Source organism: Polyangiaceae bacterium (assembly GCA_020633235.1).
GTDB lineage: Bacteria > Myxococcota_A > Polyangia > Polyangiales > Polyangiaceae > JACKEA01.
In genome coordinates, this window is the sequence record JACKEA010000003.1 from 263,137 (window position 1) to 280,406 (window position 17,270).

The 17,270-nt window shown below is 67.4% G+C and carries 21 protein-coding genes; 11 read left to right on the plus strand and 10 right to left on the minus strand.

Annotated features, from left to right (window positions below; translation table 11 throughout):
• Positions 1-10: 10 nt before the first annotated feature.
• Genes H6717_17990 through trxA form a run of 4 tightly spaced genes read right to left on the minus strand, consistent with a single transcriptional unit; the run spans position 11 to position 3,208 of the window.
• Positions 11-1,282, minus strand: a complete 1,272-nt coding sequence (locus tag H6717_17990; protein MCB9578925.1) for an RNA polymerase sigma factor — start codon at positions 1,280-1,282, stop codon at positions 11-13.
• Between the two features lie 47 nt (positions 1,283-1,329).
• Positions 1,330-1,710, minus strand: a complete 381-nt coding sequence (locus H6717_17995) for a hypothetical protein (protein MCB9578926.1) — start codon at positions 1,708-1,710, stop codon at positions 1,330-1,332.
• A 60-nt stretch (positions 1,711-1,770) separates the two neighbouring features.
• Complete coding sequence (locus tag H6717_18000) at positions 1,771-2,865, minus strand: metallophosphoesterase (protein ID MCB9578927.1); 1,095 nt, start codon at positions 2,863-2,865, stop codon at positions 1,771-1,773.
• 19 nt (positions 2,866-2,884) lie between these two features.
• Positions 2,885-3,208: a thioredoxin gene (gene trxA, locus H6717_18005; GenBank protein ID MCB9578928.1), complete on the minus strand. Its 324-nt coding sequence runs from the start codon at positions 3,206-3,208 to the stop codon at positions 2,885-2,887.
• Positions 3,209-3,384: 176 nt separating this feature from the next.
• Here trxA and aroF point away from each other — a divergent pair, with 176 nt between their 5' ends.
• The 7 genes from aroF to H6717_18040 are packed head-to-tail and all read left to right on the plus strand — an operon-like array spanning position 3,385 to position 7,749.
• Entirely contained in the window at positions 3,385-4,401 is a 1,017-nt protein-coding gene (gene aroF / locus H6717_18010) for a 3-deoxy-7-phosphoheptulonate synthase (protein ID MCB9578929.1), read from the plus strand.
• A 3-nt stretch (positions 4,402-4,404) separates the two neighbouring features.
• On the plus strand, positions 4,405-5,133 hold the full coding sequence (locus H6717_18015; GenBank protein ID MCB9578930.1) for an RNA methyltransferase: 729 nt from the start codon (positions 4,405-4,407) through the stop codon (positions 5,131-5,133).
• A gap of 39 nt (positions 5,134-5,172) precedes the next feature.
• Positions 5,173-5,535, plus strand: coding sequence for a polymer-forming cytoskeletal protein (locus H6717_18020; protein MCB9578931.1), 363 nt, complete (start codon positions 5,173-5,175; stop codon positions 5,533-5,535).
• Between the two features lie 24 nt (positions 5,536-5,559).
• On the plus strand, positions 5,560-5,874 hold the full coding sequence (locus H6717_18025; protein MCB9578932.1) for a polymer-forming cytoskeletal protein: 315 nt from the start codon (positions 5,560-5,562) through the stop codon (positions 5,872-5,874).
• 7 nt (positions 5,875-5,881) lie between these two features.
• The gene (locus H6717_18030; protein ID MCB9578933.1) at positions 5,882-6,445 is read left to right on the plus strand and encodes a polymer-forming cytoskeletal protein; all 564 of its coding nucleotides are present in this window, start codon (positions 5,882-5,884) and stop codon (positions 6,443-6,445) included.
• Positions 6,442-6,987 carry an orotate phosphoribosyltransferase gene (gene pyrE / locus H6717_18035; GenBank protein ID MCB9578934.1) on the plus strand — a complete coding sequence of 182 codons (546 nt, stop codon included), beginning with the start codon at positions 6,442-6,444 and terminating at the stop codon, positions 6,985-6,987. Before H6717_18030 ends, pyrE begins: the two co-directional genes overlap by 4 nt.
• 36 nt (positions 6,988-7,023) lie before the next feature.
• Positions 7,024-7,749, plus strand: coding sequence for a hypothetical protein (locus H6717_18040; protein ID MCB9578935.1), 726 nt, complete (start codon positions 7,024-7,026; stop codon positions 7,747-7,749).
• A 583-nt stretch (positions 7,750-8,332) separates the two neighbouring features.
• Here H6717_18040 and H6717_18045 read toward each other — a convergent pair.
• On the minus strand, positions 8,333-9,259 hold the full coding sequence (locus H6717_18045) for an SDR family oxidoreductase (protein ID MCB9578936.1): 927 nt from the start codon (positions 9,257-9,259) through the stop codon (positions 8,333-8,335).
• Between the two features lie 102 nt (positions 9,260-9,361).
• On the minus strand, positions 9,362-9,949 hold the full coding sequence (locus tag H6717_18050) for a TetR/AcrR family transcriptional regulator (protein MCB9578937.1): 588 nt from the start codon (positions 9,947-9,949) through the stop codon (positions 9,362-9,364).
• Between the two features lie 268 nt (positions 9,950-10,217).
• Here H6717_18050 and H6717_18055 point away from each other — a divergent pair, with 268 nt between their 5' ends.
• The gene (locus H6717_18055; GenBank protein ID MCB9578938.1) at positions 10,218-10,628 is read left to right on the plus strand and encodes a hypothetical protein; all 411 of its coding nucleotides are present in this window, start codon (positions 10,218-10,220) and stop codon (positions 10,626-10,628) included.
• Here H6717_18055 and H6717_18060 read toward each other — a convergent pair.
• Positions 10,625-11,797, minus strand: coding sequence for a class I SAM-dependent rRNA methyltransferase (locus H6717_18060; GenBank protein MCB9578939.1), 1,173 nt, complete (start codon positions 11,795-11,797; stop codon positions 10,625-10,627). The genes H6717_18055 and H6717_18060 overlap by 4 nt on opposite strands.
• Before the next feature lie 70 nt (positions 11,798-11,867).
• Between H6717_18060 and H6717_18065 the strand changes: the two genes are divergently transcribed.
• Positions 11,868-12,179, plus strand: coding sequence for a DUF962 domain-containing protein (locus H6717_18065; protein ID MCB9578940.1), 312 nt, complete (start codon positions 11,868-11,870; stop codon positions 12,177-12,179).
• Positions 12,180-12,184: 5 nt separating this feature from the next.
• On the plus strand, positions 12,185-12,913 hold the full coding sequence (locus tag H6717_18070) for an FHA domain-containing protein (protein MCB9578941.1): 729 nt from the start codon (positions 12,185-12,187) through the stop codon (positions 12,911-12,913).
• On the opposite strand, the gene H6717_18075 is transcribed toward H6717_18070, so the two are convergent.
• Genes H6717_18075 through H6717_18085 form a run of 3 tightly spaced genes read right to left on the minus strand, consistent with a single transcriptional unit; the run spans position 12,902 to position 15,452 of the window.
• Positions 12,902-13,609, minus strand: coding sequence for a TlpA family protein disulfide reductase (locus tag H6717_18075; GenBank protein MCB9578942.1), 708 nt, complete (start codon positions 13,607-13,609; stop codon positions 12,902-12,904). The two genes, H6717_18070 and H6717_18075, sit on opposite strands and share 12 nt — an antisense overlap.
• On the minus strand, positions 13,549-14,250 hold the full coding sequence (locus tag H6717_18080; protein MCB9578943.1) for an OmpA family protein: 702 nt from the start codon (positions 14,248-14,250) through the stop codon (positions 13,549-13,551). The genes H6717_18075 and H6717_18080 overlap by 61 nt, the downstream gene beginning before the upstream one ends.
• Positions 14,247-15,452: a hypothetical protein gene (locus tag H6717_18085; GenBank protein ID MCB9578944.1), complete on the minus strand. Its 1,206-nt coding sequence runs from the start codon at positions 15,450-15,452 to the stop codon at positions 14,247-14,249. The genes H6717_18080 and H6717_18085 overlap by 4 nt, the downstream gene beginning before the upstream one ends.
• A gap of 250 nt (positions 15,453-15,702) precedes the next feature.
• Here H6717_18085 and H6717_18090 point away from each other — a divergent pair, with 250 nt between their 5' ends.
• Positions 15,703-17,268, plus strand: coding sequence for a VWA domain-containing protein (locus H6717_18090; protein MCB9578945.1), 1,566 nt, complete (start codon positions 15,703-15,705; stop codon positions 17,266-17,268).
• The last annotated feature ends 2 nt before the right edge of the window (positions 17,269-17,270 follow it).

Sequence of the window (17,270 nt, forward strand, 5' to 3'; positions counted from 1 at the left end):
GTACCACGCGCTACGAGGGTTTGTCGGTCCGCCGCGAGCACGCCGCGGCGCGCCTCGTGAGCAGCGCTCGTTCCGTCTCGTTCTCGGTGAGCTCCGCCGCTTTCTCGAGCTCTCCGCGCGCTTCCTCGAAGCGCTCGAGCTTCATCAACAAGTCCGCCCGCACCGCGGGAAGCAGGTGGTAGCGGTCGAGGGCGCCGTCCTCGACCAGGCCGTCCACCAACTCGAGCCCCGCCTCGGGCCCCAGCGCCATGCCGACGGCCACGGCGCGGTTCAGCGCGACCACGGGAGACGGCACTCGCTCCAACAGCAGGCCGTAGAGCGCCGTGATGGCGTGCCAGTCCGTCTGCTCCGCCGTGAGCGCTCGCGCGTGGCAGGCAGCGATGGCCGCTTGCAGCTGGTACGGCCCCGGCTGCGCCGCCTTGGCCCGGGCTCGCTCCAGGGCCGCGAGCCCGCGGTGGATCAGGAGCTGGTCCCACTTCGCGCGGTTCTGCTCCATGAGCAGCACCGGCTCGCCGTCAGGCCCGGTGCGCGCGTGGGTGCGCGACGCTTGGATCTCCATCAGCGCGACGAGCCCGTGAACCTCCGCCTCGTCCGGCAACAGCTCGGCGAGCACTCGACCGAGACGCAGCGCATCGGCGCACAGCGTCGGTCGCATCCAGTCGTCCCCGGAGGTGGCGGAGTAGCCCTCGTTGAAGATCAGGTACACCACCTCGAGCACCGACGGCAGCCGCTCGGCGAGCTCGTGCTTCTGTGGCACTTCGAAGGCGACGTTCTTCTCGGCGAGGGTACGCTTTGCCCGCACGATCCGCTGAGCGATGGTGGGCTCTGTAGCAAGGAACGCCCGGGCGATCTCGTCGCTGGTGAGCCCGCCCAGGAGCCTCAAGGTGAGTGCCACGCGCGCCTCGGTGGACAGCACCGGATGGCAGGCGATGAACACCAAGCGCAAGAGGTCGTCCCGCACCGGGTCGTCGATGTGCGCTTCGATATCGGGCTCCGCCGCCGCATCCACGTCCCGCGCGATTTCGTCGTGCTTGCCGCCGGCCATCTTGCGGTGACGCAACACGTTGATGGCGCGGCGCTTCGCCGTGGTCATCAGCCACGCGCCGGGGTTTTCCGGCACCCCGCTCTCCGGCCACTCCGACAGCGCCGCCACCAGCGCGTCCTGCGCCAGCTCCTCGGCCAGCCCCACGTCCTTCACCATGCGCGTCAGCGCGCCGATCAGGCGCGGCGACTCGATGCGAAACACCGCGTCGATCGCGCGCTGGGCTTCCGACCTGCTCACCCTCGCCGAACTACCACGCTTCGCCGTCAAAGAGGCGCTGGGTCGAGCTATTCGTCGCACTCCGAGCTCGGAAACTGGCGGCACAGCGCGGCGAAGAGCGCCTCCTCCTTCTCGCTCGCCGTGCCTGCCCGCACCTTGATGGCGAGCTGGGCGATCACTCCCTCGATTGGCCTGCGGAATTGCTCGTCGCTCGGCGAGGCCGGAGGTCGAGCACTCCCGCTCTCTTCCACCTCGACCGACTCCGGCGTGTCGTCCCCGAAACCGCCCAGCGGCTGGGATGTCGGGTCTGCCAACACCAAGGGTTCGGGCGGCACGCTGCGCTCGCTGCGCCACATGCGCTCCTCGGAAAAGAGCGCGTGCAGCAGCAGTGCTCCGACGATGGCGGCCGCCGCCGTCAGCGCGAACCAACTGTCGTGCCAGCGACTCACCACGTGACGATAGCGCTCCGCGAGGTTCCGCGCCGCACCAACATCCTGGTGGAGAAACGCTCAGCCCGTTTTCAAGGTGATGACGGCGATCTCCGGAGCAACGCCCAACCGGAGCGGCGGCCCCGTGGTACCCAGGCCCGCGTTCACGTACAGCTGAGCCGAGCCGCGGCGATAGAGCCCCTGCGCGTGCTTGCCCGTCAGGCTCGCGATGTTCACGCGGCGCGCGAGTCCCGGCAGGCCGATCTGTCCGCCGTGAGTGTGGCCCGAGAGCGTGAGCTCCACGCCCCGCTCGGCGGCCGCTTCGAAGAAGTCGGGGTAGTGGGACAAGAGCACCGTGACGGCGCCCTCGGGACGGCGCGCGAGGGTCTGCTCCAGGTCGTCTCGACCGGTGTAGCGATCTCCGAGCCCCGCCAACACCAGCGCGGCGCCTTCGCGCTCGATCACGTGCTGCTCGTTGCGCAGCACGCGGGCGCCACGAGCTTCGAGGGCATCGACCAGCTCACTCTCGTTCCATTGATCGTGATTGCCCATCGACACCCACACGCCCTGCTTGGCGCGGAGCGCGCCCACGACCTCGGCGGCGTCGCGATAGAAGGCCGTGCCCGCCGTCACCAGATCCCCGGTGACGAGCGCGACGTCCGGCTCGGTGGAGCTCGCCAGCGCCGCCCACTCGAGGCCGCGCTCGACGCGGTCGAAGCTTCCGATGTGGAGATCGCTGAGCTGCGCCACCACGAAGCCGTCGAAGGCCGGCGGCAAGCCCGGGATCACCACCGAAAAGCGATGCACGCGCACCCGCCGGCGGCGAATCCACACGGCGTAGGCGGACACCACGAGCCCTGACAGATAGGCGGCGGCGGCCACCCGCGGCAGGCTCACGCCGAACCCGAGCGCTACTGCACCGGGGAGCAGCAGCAGCGTGCCGATGAAGCACGCGCCCCAATGCACGAACAGCGGCTCGTCCACCAGCCGCGTGACCCAGCGGGGCTTGGGCACGTCGTGGGCGAGCCGATGCAGGCGCAGCGTGACGAGGAGCCACACGCCGATGGCCAGCAGCCAACCCCACGTCACGACGGCCGCGAGCGCGAGCGCCAGAACGGCGTGCGCTGCGGCCGTCAGACCATGCGCGATGAGGATGAAGCGCGTTCGGCGGCTCATCACCGAACGCCTGCGTGCATCAGACGCTGACTAGCTCCTTGAGCTTGGCCTTGGTGGTCAGCCCAACGTGCTGCGCCGCCCGCTCGCCGTTCTTGAACACCATGACGGTGGGCACGCCACGCACGCCATACTTGCCCGCGGTGATGGGGGACTCGTCCACGTCCAGCTTTCCGACCTTGATCTCTCCGTCCATCTCGGTCGCGACCTGATCCACGATGGGCGCGAGGGCCTTGCAGGGGCCGCACCAGGTGGCGGTGAAGTCGACCAGCACGGGCTTGTCGCTCTTCAGCACTTCTTGATCGAAGTTGACGTCGTTGAATACGTGCACTTTTTCGGATGCCATGAGTTCTCCAGCGAAAGCGGGGTGAGGGCGAAACATAATCACCCACCCCGGGCTCGAAAAGCGTCTGCCGAAGACTCGAGCTTTGTGGCTGAATTTCCAGGGGAAAGCTGCGCGCCCGGGGACCCTGCGGCGTGGGACGTGCTACATCCTCGGTTCCTGCCGAGGAGTGCCGACGAATGCTGATCGTGATGAGCCAGGGCGCCACCGCCGCGCAGATCGAAGCGGTCTGCGAGCGGATCCGGGAGCTCGGCTACACCCCCAACGAGATCCCCGGAGCCGTGCGCATTGCCATCGGCATCACCGGCAACAAGACGGCCCTCGACCCGGCGCTGTTCAACCGACTGCCCGGCGTGTTCGACGCCGTCCCCGTCAGCAAGCCCTACAAGCTGGTGAGCCGGGAGGTGAAGCCGGACGACACCGTGATCCAGGTCGGGAACACCAAGATCGGCGGCGGCAACCTGACGCTGATGGCGGGGCCATGCTCGGTGGAATCGCGGGAGCAGGTGCTGAACACCGCGCGCCACGTGAAGAAGCACGGCGCCACGGTGCTGCGTGGTGGCGCGTTCAAGCCGCGCACGAGCCCGTACGATTTTCAGGGCCTGCGGGAGGAGGGCCTGAAGCTCCTGGCGGAGGCTCGCGACGAGACCGGCATGCCCATCATCACCGAGGTGAAGGATACGGAGACCCTCGGGTTGGTGGCGGAGTACGCCGACATCCTGCAAATCGGCGCCCGCAACATGCAAAACTTCTCGCTGTTGGAAGCCGTGGGCAGCCTGGGCAAGCCGGTGATGCTCAAGCGCGGCATGTCGAGCACGGTGAAGGAGTGGTTGATGGCCGCCGAGTACATCGTGTCGCGAGGCAACTACGAGGTCATCTTGTGCGAGCGCGGCATCCGCACCTTCGAGACCCTGACACGGAACACGCTGGATCTCGGCGTGGTGCCGCTGCTCCGGGAGATCACGCATTTGCCGGTGATCGTGGATCCATCCCACGGCACCGGCGTGGCCACGGCGGTCACGCCCATGGCCCGCGCGGCGGTGGCGGCCGGGGTGGACGGCGTGATGGTCGAGGTCCACCCGGACCCGGCCAAGGCGCTGTCCGATGGCCCTCAGGCCCTCACCTTCGACATGTTCGAAGCGCTGAGCCAGGACCTCGAGCGCGTGGCCGGCGTCCTTGGACAGAAGCTCGCCTGACGCGTGCGCATCGACGACCCCCTGGCCCTGCGTCTGGAACCGTACCTGGGTGTGCCCTGGAGCGCGCCGTGGACGGCGGAGGCGGTGATCGCCACGCTGGAGCCGATGGTGCTCGAGGAGCGGCGCCAGCGGATCTTGGAAGTGATTGCGGGGCGCGTGGGCAGCGTCACGGTGCTGATGGACGCACCCAACGATCCGCACAACGGAGCAGCGGTGATGCGCACGGCGGACGCGTTCGGTGTGCAGATCGTGCACGTGGTGCCTCGCGCGGAGGGCTTCTTCGTGTCGAGCAGCGTGGCCAAGGGCACGCAGCGATGGATCGACACGGTGCAGCACGAGAGCGCCGAAGCCGCCGTGCGCTCTCTCCGACAGCAGGGCTTCGAGCTGGTCGCCACCCATCCGAAGGGCGAGCTCGAGCCGGCGGATCTGGCCCAGGTGAAGAAGCTGTGCCTGGTGCTGGGCAACGAGCACGACGGCATACGCGACGCGCTGGCCCAAGCCGCGGATCGCTCCGTGCGCATCCCGATGCGGGGCTTCGTGGAGAGCCTGAATGTGAGCGTGGCCGCCGCGGTGCTGCTGGCGGCGGCGGCGGGCCCTCGGCCCGGGGACCTGCCCGACCGAGAGCGGCGTTTGCTGTACGCCCGCGGCTTGTACCAGACCGTGAATCGAGCCGCGGAGGTGCTGGAGGCATCGGAAATTCCCGCGGATCCGGCCTCGCGCATCCCCCGGTGACACGACGCCGCGCCTGTACTAGCGTGCCGCCGCATTCCCATGGCGAGGCACAGCTCGGACGTCAGCGTGCTGGGGGCCGATTCTCGGGTCACCGGCCGAATCAGCGGTGAAGGCGCGCTTCGCGTCGAGGGCACCCTCAGCGGTGACGTACAGGTCACCGGCAAGGTAGAGGTTCTGCCCGGCGCGACGGTAGAGGGCGACATCAGCGCCGAGTCTCTGGACCTGTCCGGCTCGCTTTCGGGGGACGCGAGCTGTCAGGGTCCAATCTGGGTCCGCGCCGGAGCGACGGTCAAAGGTGACCTGCGTGGCTCCAGCGTGGCCATCGAAGCCGGCTCCTCGGTGGACGTTCGGCTGGATACGGATTTCACCCTCGACCTGGGATCCACTGGACGCCGCCGCTGAGGCGCCAGCGAAACGGAGCGACGCATGGCAGGCACGGTGATTGGAGACGGACTCACCATCGAAGGCGAGATCACGGGAGACGACGAGGTGGTCGTGCACGGAACGGTGCGCGGAACCCTGACCTCGTCGGGCCCGGTCTCGGTGGCATCCACCGGAGTGGTGGAAGCGGACGTCAGCGCGAGCTCGCTGAGCGTGGCGGGCCAAGTGACGGGCAACGCCACGGCACGGGATCGCGTGGACATCCAGGCGGGTGGCCGCCTGGTGGGCGACGTGAAAGCAGCTCGACTGACGATTGCAGACGGCGCGTCCTTCAAGGGCAGCGTCGACATGGACGTGTGACGAGGCGATGGCAGCCGCAGCATCCATCATTGCAGAAGGCAGCGTCGTCCGCGGAAACGTCCGCGGAAAGGGCTCGATCGAGATCCGCGGGCGCGTGGAAGGCGACGTGGAGGTCGACGGTGACGTGGCCCTGGGCGAAGGCTCCGGGGTGGACGGCAACGTGAGCGGCGCGCAGATCGTGGTGGCCGGCCAGGTCGCGGGAGATCTGCGCGGAACGGAAGCCGTGCTGCTCGAACGCGGCGCCCGCGTGGTCGGGGATCTCGTCGCGCCGCGCATCGGCATCGCGGAAGGCGCGCTGGTGCGCGGCCAGGTCCGCACCGAAGGGGACGCCCCTGCGCCCCGGCGGGCGAACGTCGCGCCGGCACGCCGCGTGGCCCCCGAACCGCCCAAGCAACGACCGGCCCCGGCGGTGCCCGCGGCCCCCGCGGCCAAACCCGCGCCCGCTCCCAAGGCGGAAGCCGCGCCCGAGAAGCCGAAGCCCGCAGAGCGCAAGGATGGCCCGCCGGCCCCGGTGGTGCCCGCCTTGGGCAAGGGCGTGCGCGGAAAGAAGAAGCGGACCAAGCGAACGTGAAGCGCGCGCGACTGCTCTCGCTGCTCACGGAGCGCTCCTTCCAGCGCAAGCGCGTGGTGCTCGCCTCCGGCAAGGAGAGCGACTTCTTCATCGACTGCAAGCAGACGGTGCTCACTGCCGAGGGCCACGCGCTGGTGGGCGAGCTCATGTTCGAAGCCCTCGAGAAGCTGCCCGCGTGCAAGGCCGTGGCCGGCGTCGCCCTCGGCGGCTGCCCCCTCGCCAGCGCCGTCTCGCTCATCAGCCACCAGAAGGGGCGGGACCTGCCGGCCTTCTACGTGCGCAAAGAGAAGAAGGACCACGGCAGCGCCAAGCTGGTGGAGGGCGACCGTGCGCTGTCCCCCGACCTGCCGGTGGCGCTCCTGGAAGACGTGATCACCACCGGAGGCTCCAGCCTCAAGGCGGTGGAGGCGCTGTCCGCCGCGGGAGCCAAAGTGGTCGGCATCGTGGCCCTGGTAGATCGCCTGGAGGGCGGCCGGGAGGCCATCGAAGCCGCCGGTTTGCCCCTAGAATCGCTGTTCACGCGAAACGACTTCATGAGCTGACGCTGCCGGGGTAACTTTGGTCGGCCCCGTCTTCGCATGAGCGCTTCTTCCACGTTTCGGTTTGCCTCGGCCCTGCTCGTCGTGAGCCTGGGTGCTTCCGTAGCCCAGGCGGAGGAGGAGCCAGAGCGCCGCCAGATGACTCAGGCCGAGATCGAAGCCTGGCTGGATGCCCGCGGTATGCCCGGAGGCAAGGACATCGGCTCGGTGGAAGAGCCGCCGGAGGTTCCGCCCCCGCCGCCGCGCGCCAGCGGCATCGTGATCGAATCCACCGTCGGCGCCCTGGGCCACCTGGGCCCCCTCAAGAACGTCTCCCCGACCTCGCCCTGGTTCAACTTGAAGCTCGGCTTCGAGCCCCTCACGTGGCTCATGCTCTTCGGTCAAGGTGAGCTGTCGGTGTCCAACACCAGCTACGCCAACCCACCGCCGGAGCCGCGCACCTACAACATGTATGGCTTCGGCGGCGGCCTGCGCTTCACGGTACGACCGACGGATCGCATCGGCATCTACCTGCAAGGCGAGGTCGGTGCAGCCGAGATCGACGAGGACGTGCTCTTTGTCTACGGCTACACCAACGCGGATCAGCTGAACCTGTACTATGGCGGTGAGCTCGGCTTCGAGTGGTACCAGGTGAATCCGCACCTCGGTCTCGCCCTGCACGGCGGCGTCCGCAACTACGACGCAGGTCTGGGCCGTGATCGCTCGAGCCAGGTGGCCTTGGCCTGGATCGGCGGAGCGTCGCTGCGCTACGCGTTTGATCTTTGATTCCTCGGGGATTCGCCTCGGGGTTTCTTCTACACCGCTCCAACTTGCGACGCCCGGCGTCTCTCCCATCCGGCAAACAAGCCGGCGCCCGGCCTCCTCGGTGATTCGCCGAAGGCGAATCATCTCGGGGATTTTTCTACACCGCTCCAACTTGCGACGCCCGGCGTCTCTCCCACCCGGCAAACAAGCATGCGCCCGGCCTCCTCGGTGATTCGCCGAAGGCGAATCATCTCGGGGATTTTTCTACTCCGCTCCAACTTGCGACGCCCCGCGACTCTTCTACCCGGCAAACAAGTACGCGCCCGGCCTCGCCGGGTTCTCCCTCGTGTCTCAGTTCCACGACGTGATCTGATCGTGCCAAAGACCGTCCATCGGGTTCCAGCGAACGGGTCCCCTAACCCCGTTCGCATTCCATCCGGACACGTTGCAAGCCGGCTCGCGATCCATCCGGACACGTCGCAAGCCGAGTCGCTCTCCAGTCCGGATGGGCTCCGGTTTGTTGGCGCGGCGCGGAAACGACTCGACCTACGGCATCGAGCTCGGACTGCGCCCATCGGCGCCGATTCCGAGTGCCCTGCTCTGGCTAGGCGCGAGCACTCTGGATGTCTCGAGCGCGCGCGGGGCGCTTCTGGCTCGGGGGCAGTGCTGCCACGGGGCCGGCCTGCCCGATGCCAACGATCCAGCCGAGGAGCGCGTCGATCCAACGGGTGGGCGTGAACTTCGAGAAGAACACGCCGACACGCAGCGCGAAGGGCACCACGTAGCGCGGGCGTGCCCGGCGCGCCTCGATGGCGTGAGCGATGGCGCGCGCCACGCACTCGGGCCCCGCCGCCTGCTCGTCGGAACGCTTTCGGATCTCGTGGGATCGCCGATACACCGCCGCGTAGGGTGAGCTGTCGTCCTGGTACTTGTCGACGAAGGTCATGGTTCGCTCCGAGAACTGCGAGCGAATGGGGCCAGGCTCGATCAACGCGGTCTGGATGCCGAAGGGAGCGAGCTCCACGCGCAACGCATCGGACATCGACTCCACTGCGTACTTGGTGGAGTTGTAGGCGCCGAAGAACGGCAAGGTGATGCGGCCGCCCACGCTGCTCACGTTGATCAGCCGGCCGGAGCCCCGCGCCATCATCTCTGGCACGAAGGCACGCGTCACCGCCATCAACCCGAACACGTTGGTCTCGTATTGGTCGCGCAGATCCTGCTCGCTGGTCTCGATCAGCGGCGCGGCCATGCCGTAGCCCGCGTTGTTCACCAGCACGTCCACCCCATAGCCCTCGGTGATGCGATGAACCTCGGTCTGCGCATCGGCGATGGACTTCGCGCTGGTGACGTCGAGCCGCACGGTATCGAGAGTCAGCCCCTTGGCTTCCTGCGCCAGGCTCTCGAGCGCTTCGACCTTCCGCCCCGTCGCGATCACGTGCATCCCTCGCCGCGCGAGGTCGAGGGCGACGTGACGGCCGATGCCAGCGGTGGCTCCAGTGATCAGAACGATGGGCTTGTGATGAGTCATTGAGATTCCCTCCATTGGGTCGTCGTCGTGTACGAGTGCGAATGAATGTTCATTCCCCATTGGGACAAAGAAAAACCCTGCTCCCCTCCGAACCCCTCGAAATTACAGGCGAACCGCTTCCCAGAGGCAGCCTTCCGCGATGGCCAGCGCCTCTGGGCTCAGCGTGAGCTGTCCCGTCAGGGCCGCTTTGGCCATCCCGGTGAATGCGCCATAAACCAATGAAATCAAGAGCATCGGCTCCACGGGCTTGAGCGCCTGCTGCTCCTGGCCGCGTTGCACGAAGGCGATCACGGGGGCAAACGCCGCTTCCTCCAGGGCCCGACTCGTCGCGTCCAGATACGAGCCGTGGTGGTGGAGTTCCATGAAGAGCGCCGCTTGGGGCCGCTCCAGCGCAAACGTCACGAGCCGCTTCCACAGCTCCGAGAATTGCTCTCGGGGCGGTGCTTGGGCCGGGAAGTCACGCCTCAGGCTCTCCACGAACGCCTGTTTTTCCCGCTGATAGAGCGCGTTCACCAGCGCTTCTTTGCTGTCGAAGTAGCGGTACAAGGTGCCCGCGGCGACCCCTGCCCGTTCCGCGACCTCGGGCACCGCGGTGCCATGGAAGCCCCGTTCGGCGAACAGCTCGAGGGCAGCGTCCAAGAGCGCATCTCGCTTCTGGGACGCGCGGTCGGGGCTCGCGACGGGGCTCATGGGCGTGAATGAATATTCATTTCCAGAGCCATGTCAAGGCTTCCTTGTCGGAACGGCGCGATGCCCGTCCCGCACGTCCGCTGCGGGGCGGTACCGCGGCGGACCAACCCCCAAACGGAAATCCGCCCTGACAACATGGCACCCTGCCCGACCCGCCGACGACACGCTGGCACGCGGCGCGGCGGCGCGGACGACAAACCCGGACGTCTCCGCGTGGCACGTCGGTTGCTGAGGCCGCGGCGACAAGAGTCTCACGAAAGGAGCCCATATGCATCGATCGCACTTCGCCCTCGCCACTCTGCTCACCGCGTTCAGTCTCGGCGCCCCCGCCAGCGCGGCACCTCCGACGCCAGCCTCCAGCGTGAAGCTCGAGCTCGCCGACGCCAAGGCCGGCACCACGCAGTCATCCACGTTGGTGGTGCCCTTGGACGGTCACGGCGTGGCGCGCGTGGAAACCCGAAGCGACGCTGGACAAACCGTCATCAAGATCTTTCCCGACGGACCTCGAGGTCGGAGCGCACTCCGCTTCGACATCGAGCGCACGCGCCTGGAGGGCGGACGCCACAACGGCATCCACGTGGAAGCCACGCTGCGACTCGTGAAAGGAAAGCCCGCCGTCATCGCCGATCTGACGCGGCCTGATGGATCGTCCACCCGCGTGACCGCGGAGCTTCGCTAGCTGTTCTCGAGCACGCGACCCAAGACGAGCTTCAGGTAGCGGCCCTCCGGGTGCGCGATCATCACCGGATGATCGAAGGCGTGCGCCGCCTCGTGCACGATCTGGAAGCGGCGGTTCACTCGTGCCGCCGCTTCCGCAATCACGCTCTTGAACGCCTCCGGGCTCACCTGGGCAGTGCAGCTGGCGGCGGCGTAGAGCCCCCCCGACCGCACCACCCGAAGACCGTCCGCGGTCAGCTTACGATAGGCTTTCAAAGCCGTTTTCAGCTGGCCGCGGCTGTTGGCGAAGCTCGGCGGGTCGCTCACGACCAGGTCGAAGCGCTGGCCCCGACCCCGGGCCTCGGCCAAGTGCTCGAACACGTCTCGAACAAGGAACTCGTGGGCGTTCGGGTCGAGGCCGTTGTCCGCGAAGTTCTGCCGCGCAGCGGCCATGGCGCCGGCGGACACGTCCACGCTGGTCACGTGCTCGGCGCCGCCCAGCGCCGCCGCCAACGAGAAGGCCCCCGTGTAGCTGAACAAGTTGAGCACGCGGCGCCCAGCGGCCAAGCGCTTCACCAAGCTGCGGTTATCACGGTGGTCGAGAAAGAGCCCGGTCTTCTGCCCGCGCTCGAGGTCCACGCGCAGCCGCATGCCGTTCTCGCGCACCACGATCTCGCCCGGCACCGGGCTTCCCCACAGCAGCTCGAGGCGATCGTGATCGCGGCCGCGACGACGCCGCACCACCCGTTCGATGGGGGCAATGTCTCGCAGCGCAACGACCAACCAATCCAGAAGCCGCGCGAGGCCGTCGGCGTAAGTGATCACCACGCAGGTCGTGTCGTAGAGGTCCACCGTGATGCCCGGCAGGCCGTCCCCTTCACCGAACACCAGGCGATACGCATTGGTGTCCTCGCTCCGCACCAGGGCGCGCAGCTCCCACGCCTCCGCCACACGGGTCCTGAGCCATGCGGCGGTAGGCTCCTCGCGGTGCGACAGCATGCGAAGCGCGATGGGAGAGCTGGCGTCCCACAAGCCCCAACCGGAGTAACTGCCAGCCCGCACCCGGAGCAAGGCGCCGTCCGGGGCGCTGAAGCCGCGGGGCACGCGGTCCCGGTACACCCAGGGGTGCCCCGCCTCGAGGGACGCGCTCAGCGTCGCCGGCAGCTCCAGGCGGCTTTTCTGCTGCGACATGATGGAGCGGAGCATCGCACGCCGGCCGGGGCTCGACGATAGACGAACTTTTCGTCATAACCCCGCCAGCATGATTCGCCTGAATCCCGAGTGGACGGACCTGTACGAAAAATACCGCCTCGACCATCAGGACCCGAGGAACCAAGCCTGCCACAAGATCGGCATCCCGATGATCGTCGCGAGCTTCCCGGTGGGCGCCACGCTGGTGGGCTTGCCGCTGGCGGCCACCCTGTTTTCCGTCGGATGGGGGTTTCAGTTCGCGGGCCACGTGTTCGAAGGCAAGAAGCCGTCCTTCGTGGACGATCGCCGGAGTCTCTTGGTGGGCGTGCTTTGGTGCCTGGAGAAGTACGGAGTTAAAGTCGTCGAGCCATCGTCCGTATGAGAAGCGTGATTACGCGTACCCGCTGGTGGCTTCGGGCGTCTGACAGCACCGCAGAGATTGGCGAGCAGCCGCTGCTCCTCGGACGCAGCTCGACCTGCCACATCGCGTTTCCGGAGGACCCGCTTGCAAGCCGCGTCCACGCCAAGCTGTGGCACGAGGGTACGGGCGTGATGGTCCAGGATCTGGACAGCACGAACGGGACGTTCGTAAACGAGCACCGCATCACCTCTCCGCAGCTGCTGGGCAGCGGCGCCAGACTCCGCATCGGATCACAGCTATTTTGGCTGCACGCGGGAGAATCGGCCCCGCGGGGAGTGCGGAATGCCTCCACCGTGGGGGACCTACCCGCCCACCTCCGAGAAGCCGCGGAAGGTGAGACCATTGCCCCCACGGACACCACGTCCGTGTTCGCCATGGTAGCGCCCATGGTCGAGGCCGCCTTCTCCAGCGGCAACGTGAACGAGGCCCTACGCATTCTCGAGCCCTGCCTGGACGCGGTAGTCACGGAGGCGCGGCGCGGAGACCAAGGGGACCCCGAGGTCCTGAGCCGTGCCGCGGAGTACGCCCTCAGGCTGGCGGAGGCCACGGGGCACGGCGCTTGGCTCGACTACCTGGTGGAGCTGGCGGAGAAGAGCGGTGTTTCCCCACCACGGACCGTGCGCCAACGAATCGCCCAGGTGGCCGCCAACCTGGACGGCGCGACACGTAACTGGCAGCCGCTGTCAGCGCCCTGAAACGATCTTCTGCACCGTCTCGTAGTCCGAGTCGTTGACGGCGCCGGAAACCGTGCAGCGAATCTTGCCGCTGGGGTCCACGAGGAGGTGTACCGGAAGATCCGGGTCCTCGTCGACACCCGCTTGCGTCAGCCACTCGCCCCGCTCTTTTTCGTCCGACAGCCAATAGCTCTGGCGCACGCCCTTGTCGGGCTGCGCCGCGAGGAAGTCCGAGAGCTGGCGCTCGTCGTCGTCCATGGACACGAACACCACGGAGAAGGCCGCGCCCGCGGCGCGCAGCTTCGTCTGCCACGAGAGCAGCCTCGGCATCTCCTCCTTGCACGGCGCACACCACGCAGCCCAGAAGTTCACCCAGGTCCAGCCTTTGCCGATGGCCGGCTCCGTTGGCAGCGCCGCCGCGCCGGCCGCTGCCTTGCGCGCTAGCTTGCCCTCGGGGAACGCTTTGCCCGGTTTCGCGAGCTGTCCCTCACACAGCTTCTTGCGCGGCTTCTCGGGCTTTGCCGTGGCCGATGGCACGACCACCGGAGCCGCCGCGCTGGTGGTCGCGGTCGCGACGACGGCCTGGCTTCTGGAGCGCGAGGCCTGCGGCACCTTCTCGCCCTGGTCGCAAGCGGACAGCGCCGCGCCGAGGGCGATCAGAGTCGACAGTCGACCCAGGAAACGAACGCGGATCGGTTGATGGCTTCGTCGTCGCATTTCTTCTCCGGGCGCGAATTGGGCCAGGAACAGTACTCCGGGGGCAACTGAGCGTACTCATTTCCGAGCCAGAGCAGACCGACCTTCTTCTCGATGTCCGGGTCCTTGGACAGCTCTTTCAGGAAGTACATCACGGAATTGGCGCGCCGATGCGAAAGGGCACGGTTCTTCGCCGGCGTGCCCGTCTTCGATGCACGAGCCACGACGAAGAAGTAGCGCGCGCCCTTGCGATCGAGCCAACGCTCGGTGAGCAGCTTCTTCGCCTTGTCGTCGAGCTTGTCCTCACCCTCGTCGAACAGCACCACACCGCCTCGCTTCTCGAGGGGGTGAAACAACTCGTTGAAGTCCTCGTCGTTGATCGAGGCGAAGGTCTTCACGTCCGTCGGCTTGCAGCCGCGGCGATCCTCCCCCGTGGCCAAGCCGCAGGAGTGAAGCACGCGTTCGAGCACTTGCTTGAAGCGCTGCGTGCAGTATTTCTCCTCCGCGTCCGCCGCGATGGCGACCTTCGGACGTTCCGCCTCGGGGGTGACCAAGCGTTCCCCGGCGGATGCCACGGAGGAGTGCACGACCAGCGTCAGGCCGAGCACGAGGAGGAGGCAGGTGACGATGCCAGCTCCCGCCGCAATCCAGCGCGCGTTCATTTCAGCACCTCCGGTGCGAGCTGCTTGAGCGTGTAGCGAAGTCCGATGTCGGTGTCCTCATCGCACAGCCGCTGCTTCCCCAGGTAAACCTGGGGCGTGGACACTGGGATGGCGTTCTCCACGGCGAAGTGCAGCTGCTTGTTGAGGCGCGCCTTGGTCTTGGGATCATCGATGCACTGGGTCATGTTCTGCCCCCACCGCTGCTGAATCGCCGCCTTGAGCACGCCCTCACCGGCCTTGCCAGCGCGCGTCAGGTACTCCTGTTCGTCGTACGCCCACTCCAATACGGAGAGAGAGCGATCGCCGCCACAGATGACGGCGCGCGCTACGATGCAGGCGCCCGGATGGAGGGCCGAGTCGAGCATCCAGTTGCACTCCGAATCCAGAGGGAACAGCGCCAGCTGGGTGTCCAGCTTGTCCAGTACCCCCTCGCCCTTCAGCCGAGCGTGAAAGGCTTTGCAGGTCGGACACAGCGGGTCCTCGAAGAACAGCGCTGGGCGCACCGGATGCGAAGCCGGCAGCTTCACGAGCTCGTCCTTGGCCGAAGGCTCCACCTTGAGCTGACCGCAGCTGCCCAGATACGGGCGCTCGTCGGGGAGCACCCCCGCGTACACCACCGCCGGGATCAACGTGACCGCCGCCAGCGCGGGCAGCCACGCGAGAGAAAGTCCCAGGCTGCCGCGGGGGCGAGCTTCCGCCGGATCGCCCCGCAAGGCCAATAGGCCGCCGAGGGCTCCCACGGCCAAGATCAGAGACGATAAGTAGATCCCGATGCAGGTCTTGCAGAACGTGCCCAGCTGCGTTGCGGAGATCACGAACATGAGGATGGAGACCAACAGGGGCGTGGTACCCACCAGGGCAAACAGCACCACCGAGGCGCGGGGAGCCTTGCCGCCGGCGACGGCGAGGTACACGGCAAAGCCCGCGAAGAAGCTGAAAGCCCCGAGGGCGAACAGCGAGATCGGAACACCCCCCCAGTACTGCTCGCGGAGGAGTGAGGAGTAGGGGCTGTACATGGCCGTCCGGCACGCTTCCGCTTCCGACGTGGGCGGGGCGCCGGGAATGAAGCTGCAGTGGACATCGTGGAGGTGGCGGTCGAGATGGGCCGCGTAGTCCAGGGTCGAATTGGTAGCGAACACCAGCCCCAGGAGCGACCCCACCACCGCGATCACCGCAAATAGTCTCGTTTTGCCGCTGGCCATGTCACCTCACTCCGGCGAGACGGGCCGAAGTGGGACCCGACGTCGCTCGTTCCTCATGAAATCACGCCCCGACCACCCGCCGTCAACTCGGACGTTCAGCCGGGGCTGTGGCACAGCTGTGCCAGGACCCGCCCCCACCGCCTGTGGGCTCATGTGGGACGCCGCGGAATTCCAGGGAGAAAGTGCCGGAGGCATGTGTCGTGCAATACTTCGAAATGGCGCGTCCTGCGCCGCCCGAGGAGACCTTGCCATGAGCTACCTTCGCCCCCTGTTCGCCCTGTCGTTGGCTGCCGTGGTGGCGGGTTGCGGTTCGTCGGACGATCTGGGCGCGGAAGCAGGCAACACGCCCGGGGCCGGGGGTACCAAGGGCAGCTGTGTGGGATGCGACGGCCCCAAGGATCCCCAGCCCTTCGAGAACGATCTCTCGCGGGGGAGCGGCGGAGCGGGTGGTCTGGGAGGTGCCGGCCCAGGAGGTGGCGCTGGAGGCGGGCCTCAGTCGCTGCCCGCCGCGTGCAACAACCTGCCCCAGAGCCCGCGGCCGTTCACGACCGCCTCCGCGGACAGCAACGGCTGGGCGAGCGCCACGTGGGCTCGGGAACAATTACAGCAACCCGCGTCTCCCGTTCCCGTGGGCGTGCGGACCCAGGACTTCCTCAATTACTACTTCGTGGATCTCACTTCGGGCAATTCGACCCCCGCGTCGGGCTCGAACGCCCCGATCGTATCGATCCAGCTCGCACCGTCTCCCAACGTACCCAAGCTCTACAACTTGATGGTGGCGCTGCAGGCACCGACGATGCCGCGTTCGCCGCGCTGGGTGAGCGTCGTGGTGGACACGCGGTCCAGCATGGGTGCTGTCGCCATCGAGCGAGCGCAAGCCTCGTTGGTCGCCCTTGCCAGCAGCCTCGACCAGGGAGACCACGTCGACTTGCTCACCACGGATCCGTCCTCCGAACCGGTGGCGTTCGATGTGGACCAGGCTGGAGCGCCCGCTCTGAAAAAGTTGGCCGCTGCGCTCTTCGCCGGCAAGGACGAAGGCAATCTCGCGGACGCCCTTACGCGAGCCTATGACGTCGCTCACGCCACGCCTGCGCCCGCGAACGCTTCGCGAAGGCTATTCATGATCAGCAATGGCCCGGACGACCCCAGCACGCTGCCCACCGCCGCCATCCAAGGCAACGCGCAGCAGGGCCTGTTGCTCGTTTCCGTGGGCACCGGCCCGGCGCTTCAGCACGGAGATCGCACGTTGCGGGCCGCCGCCAAGGCGGGTCGCGGTCACTACCTGTACGTGGACAGTGCTGCCGAAGCACAGCGCGTGTTCGACCAACAGGCAGGTGAGATCTTCGGCATCGCCTTCGAGGATGTCCAGCTCGAGGTGCAGGTGCCTTGGTACTTCGAGCTGCTGACGGATGAGAGCGAAGTCACCAACACCGCGAGCTTCGACGAAGTGGATCCTCAGAATTTGGCCGCTGGCGGGCACTCCACCCTGCTGTTCAAGTTGGAGGCCTGCGACGACAGCGTTCTCGCGCAGGGTGACGACCTCAGTGTCACCGTGAGTTGGCGAGATCCCTCGGCCGTCGAGCGTGTGAACCACACGGTGGCAACCACGGTGCCCAAGGCGATGGCAGACACCACCCAGCTCGACGCGGCGCTCGCCGTGTTCAGCTACGCGGAAGCGCTCAAGACTCTCGACTCTCGCCGACTGCAGGAAGCCCTGACCCTGACGAACGCTGGCTTGGCGAAGCAGCCCGGCGACGCTCACCTCACGGAGATCGCTGCGCTCATCGCCAAGCACCCCGCTCTCGAGCTGCCCTGACG

Bases quoted from the DNA above. Each gene is read 5' to 3' on its own strand.
- H6717_18000 (MCB9578927.1), bottom strand. From the start codon at position 2,865: ATGAGCCGCCGAACGCGCTTCATCCTCATCGCGCATGGTCTGACGGCC.
- trxA (MCB9578928.1), bottom strand. From the start codon at position 3,208: ATGGCATCCGAAAAAGTGCACGTATTCAACGACGTCAACTTCGATCAA.
- aroF (MCB9578929.1), top strand. From the start codon at position 3,385: ATGCTGATCGTGATGAGCCAGGGCGCCACCGCCGCGCAGATCGAAGCG.
- H6717_18020 (MCB9578931.1), top strand. From the start codon at position 5,173: ATGGCGAGGCACAGCTCGGACGTCAGCGTGCTGGGGGCCGATTCTCGG.
- H6717_18025 (MCB9578932.1), top strand. From the start codon at position 5,560: ATGGCAGGCACGGTGATTGGAGACGGACTCACCATCGAAGGCGAGATC.
- H6717_18030 (MCB9578933.1), top strand. From the start codon at position 5,882: ATGGCAGCCGCAGCATCCATCATTGCAGAAGGCAGCGTCGTCCGCGGA.
- H6717_18040 (MCB9578935.1), top strand. From the start codon at position 7,024: ATGAGCGCTTCTTCCACGTTTCGGTTTGCCTCGGCCCTGCTCGTCGTG.
- H6717_18045 (MCB9578936.1), bottom strand. From the start codon at position 9,259: ATGACTCATCACAAGCCCATCGTTCTGATCACTGGAGCCACCGCTGGC.
- H6717_18050 (MCB9578937.1), bottom strand. From the start codon at position 9,949: ATGAGCCCCGTCGCGAGCCCCGACCGCGCGTCCCAGAAGCGAGATGCG.
- H6717_18055 (MCB9578938.1), top strand. From the start codon at position 10,218: ATGCATCGATCGCACTTCGCCCTCGCCACTCTGCTCACCGCGTTCAGT.
- H6717_18060 (MCB9578939.1), bottom strand. From the start codon at position 11,797: ATGTCGCAGCAGAAAAGCCGCCTGGAGCTGCCGGCGACGCTGAGCGCG.
- H6717_18065 (MCB9578940.1), top strand. From the start codon at position 11,868: ATGATTCGCCTGAATCCCGAGTGGACGGACCTGTACGAAAAATACCGC.
- H6717_18075 (MCB9578942.1), bottom strand. From the start codon at position 13,609: ATGCGACGACGAAGCCATCAACCGATCCGCGTTCGTTTCCTGGGTCGA.
- H6717_18080 (MCB9578943.1), bottom strand. From the start codon at position 14,250: ATGAACGCGCGCTGGATTGCGGCGGGAGCTGGCATCGTCACCTGCCTC.
- H6717_18085 (MCB9578944.1), bottom strand. From the start codon at position 15,452: ATGGCCAGCGGCAAAACGAGACTATTTGCGGTGATCGCGGTGGTGGGG.
- H6717_18090 (MCB9578945.1), top strand. From the start codon at position 15,703: ATGAGCTACCTTCGCCCCCTGTTCGCCCTGTCGTTGGCTGCCGTGGTG.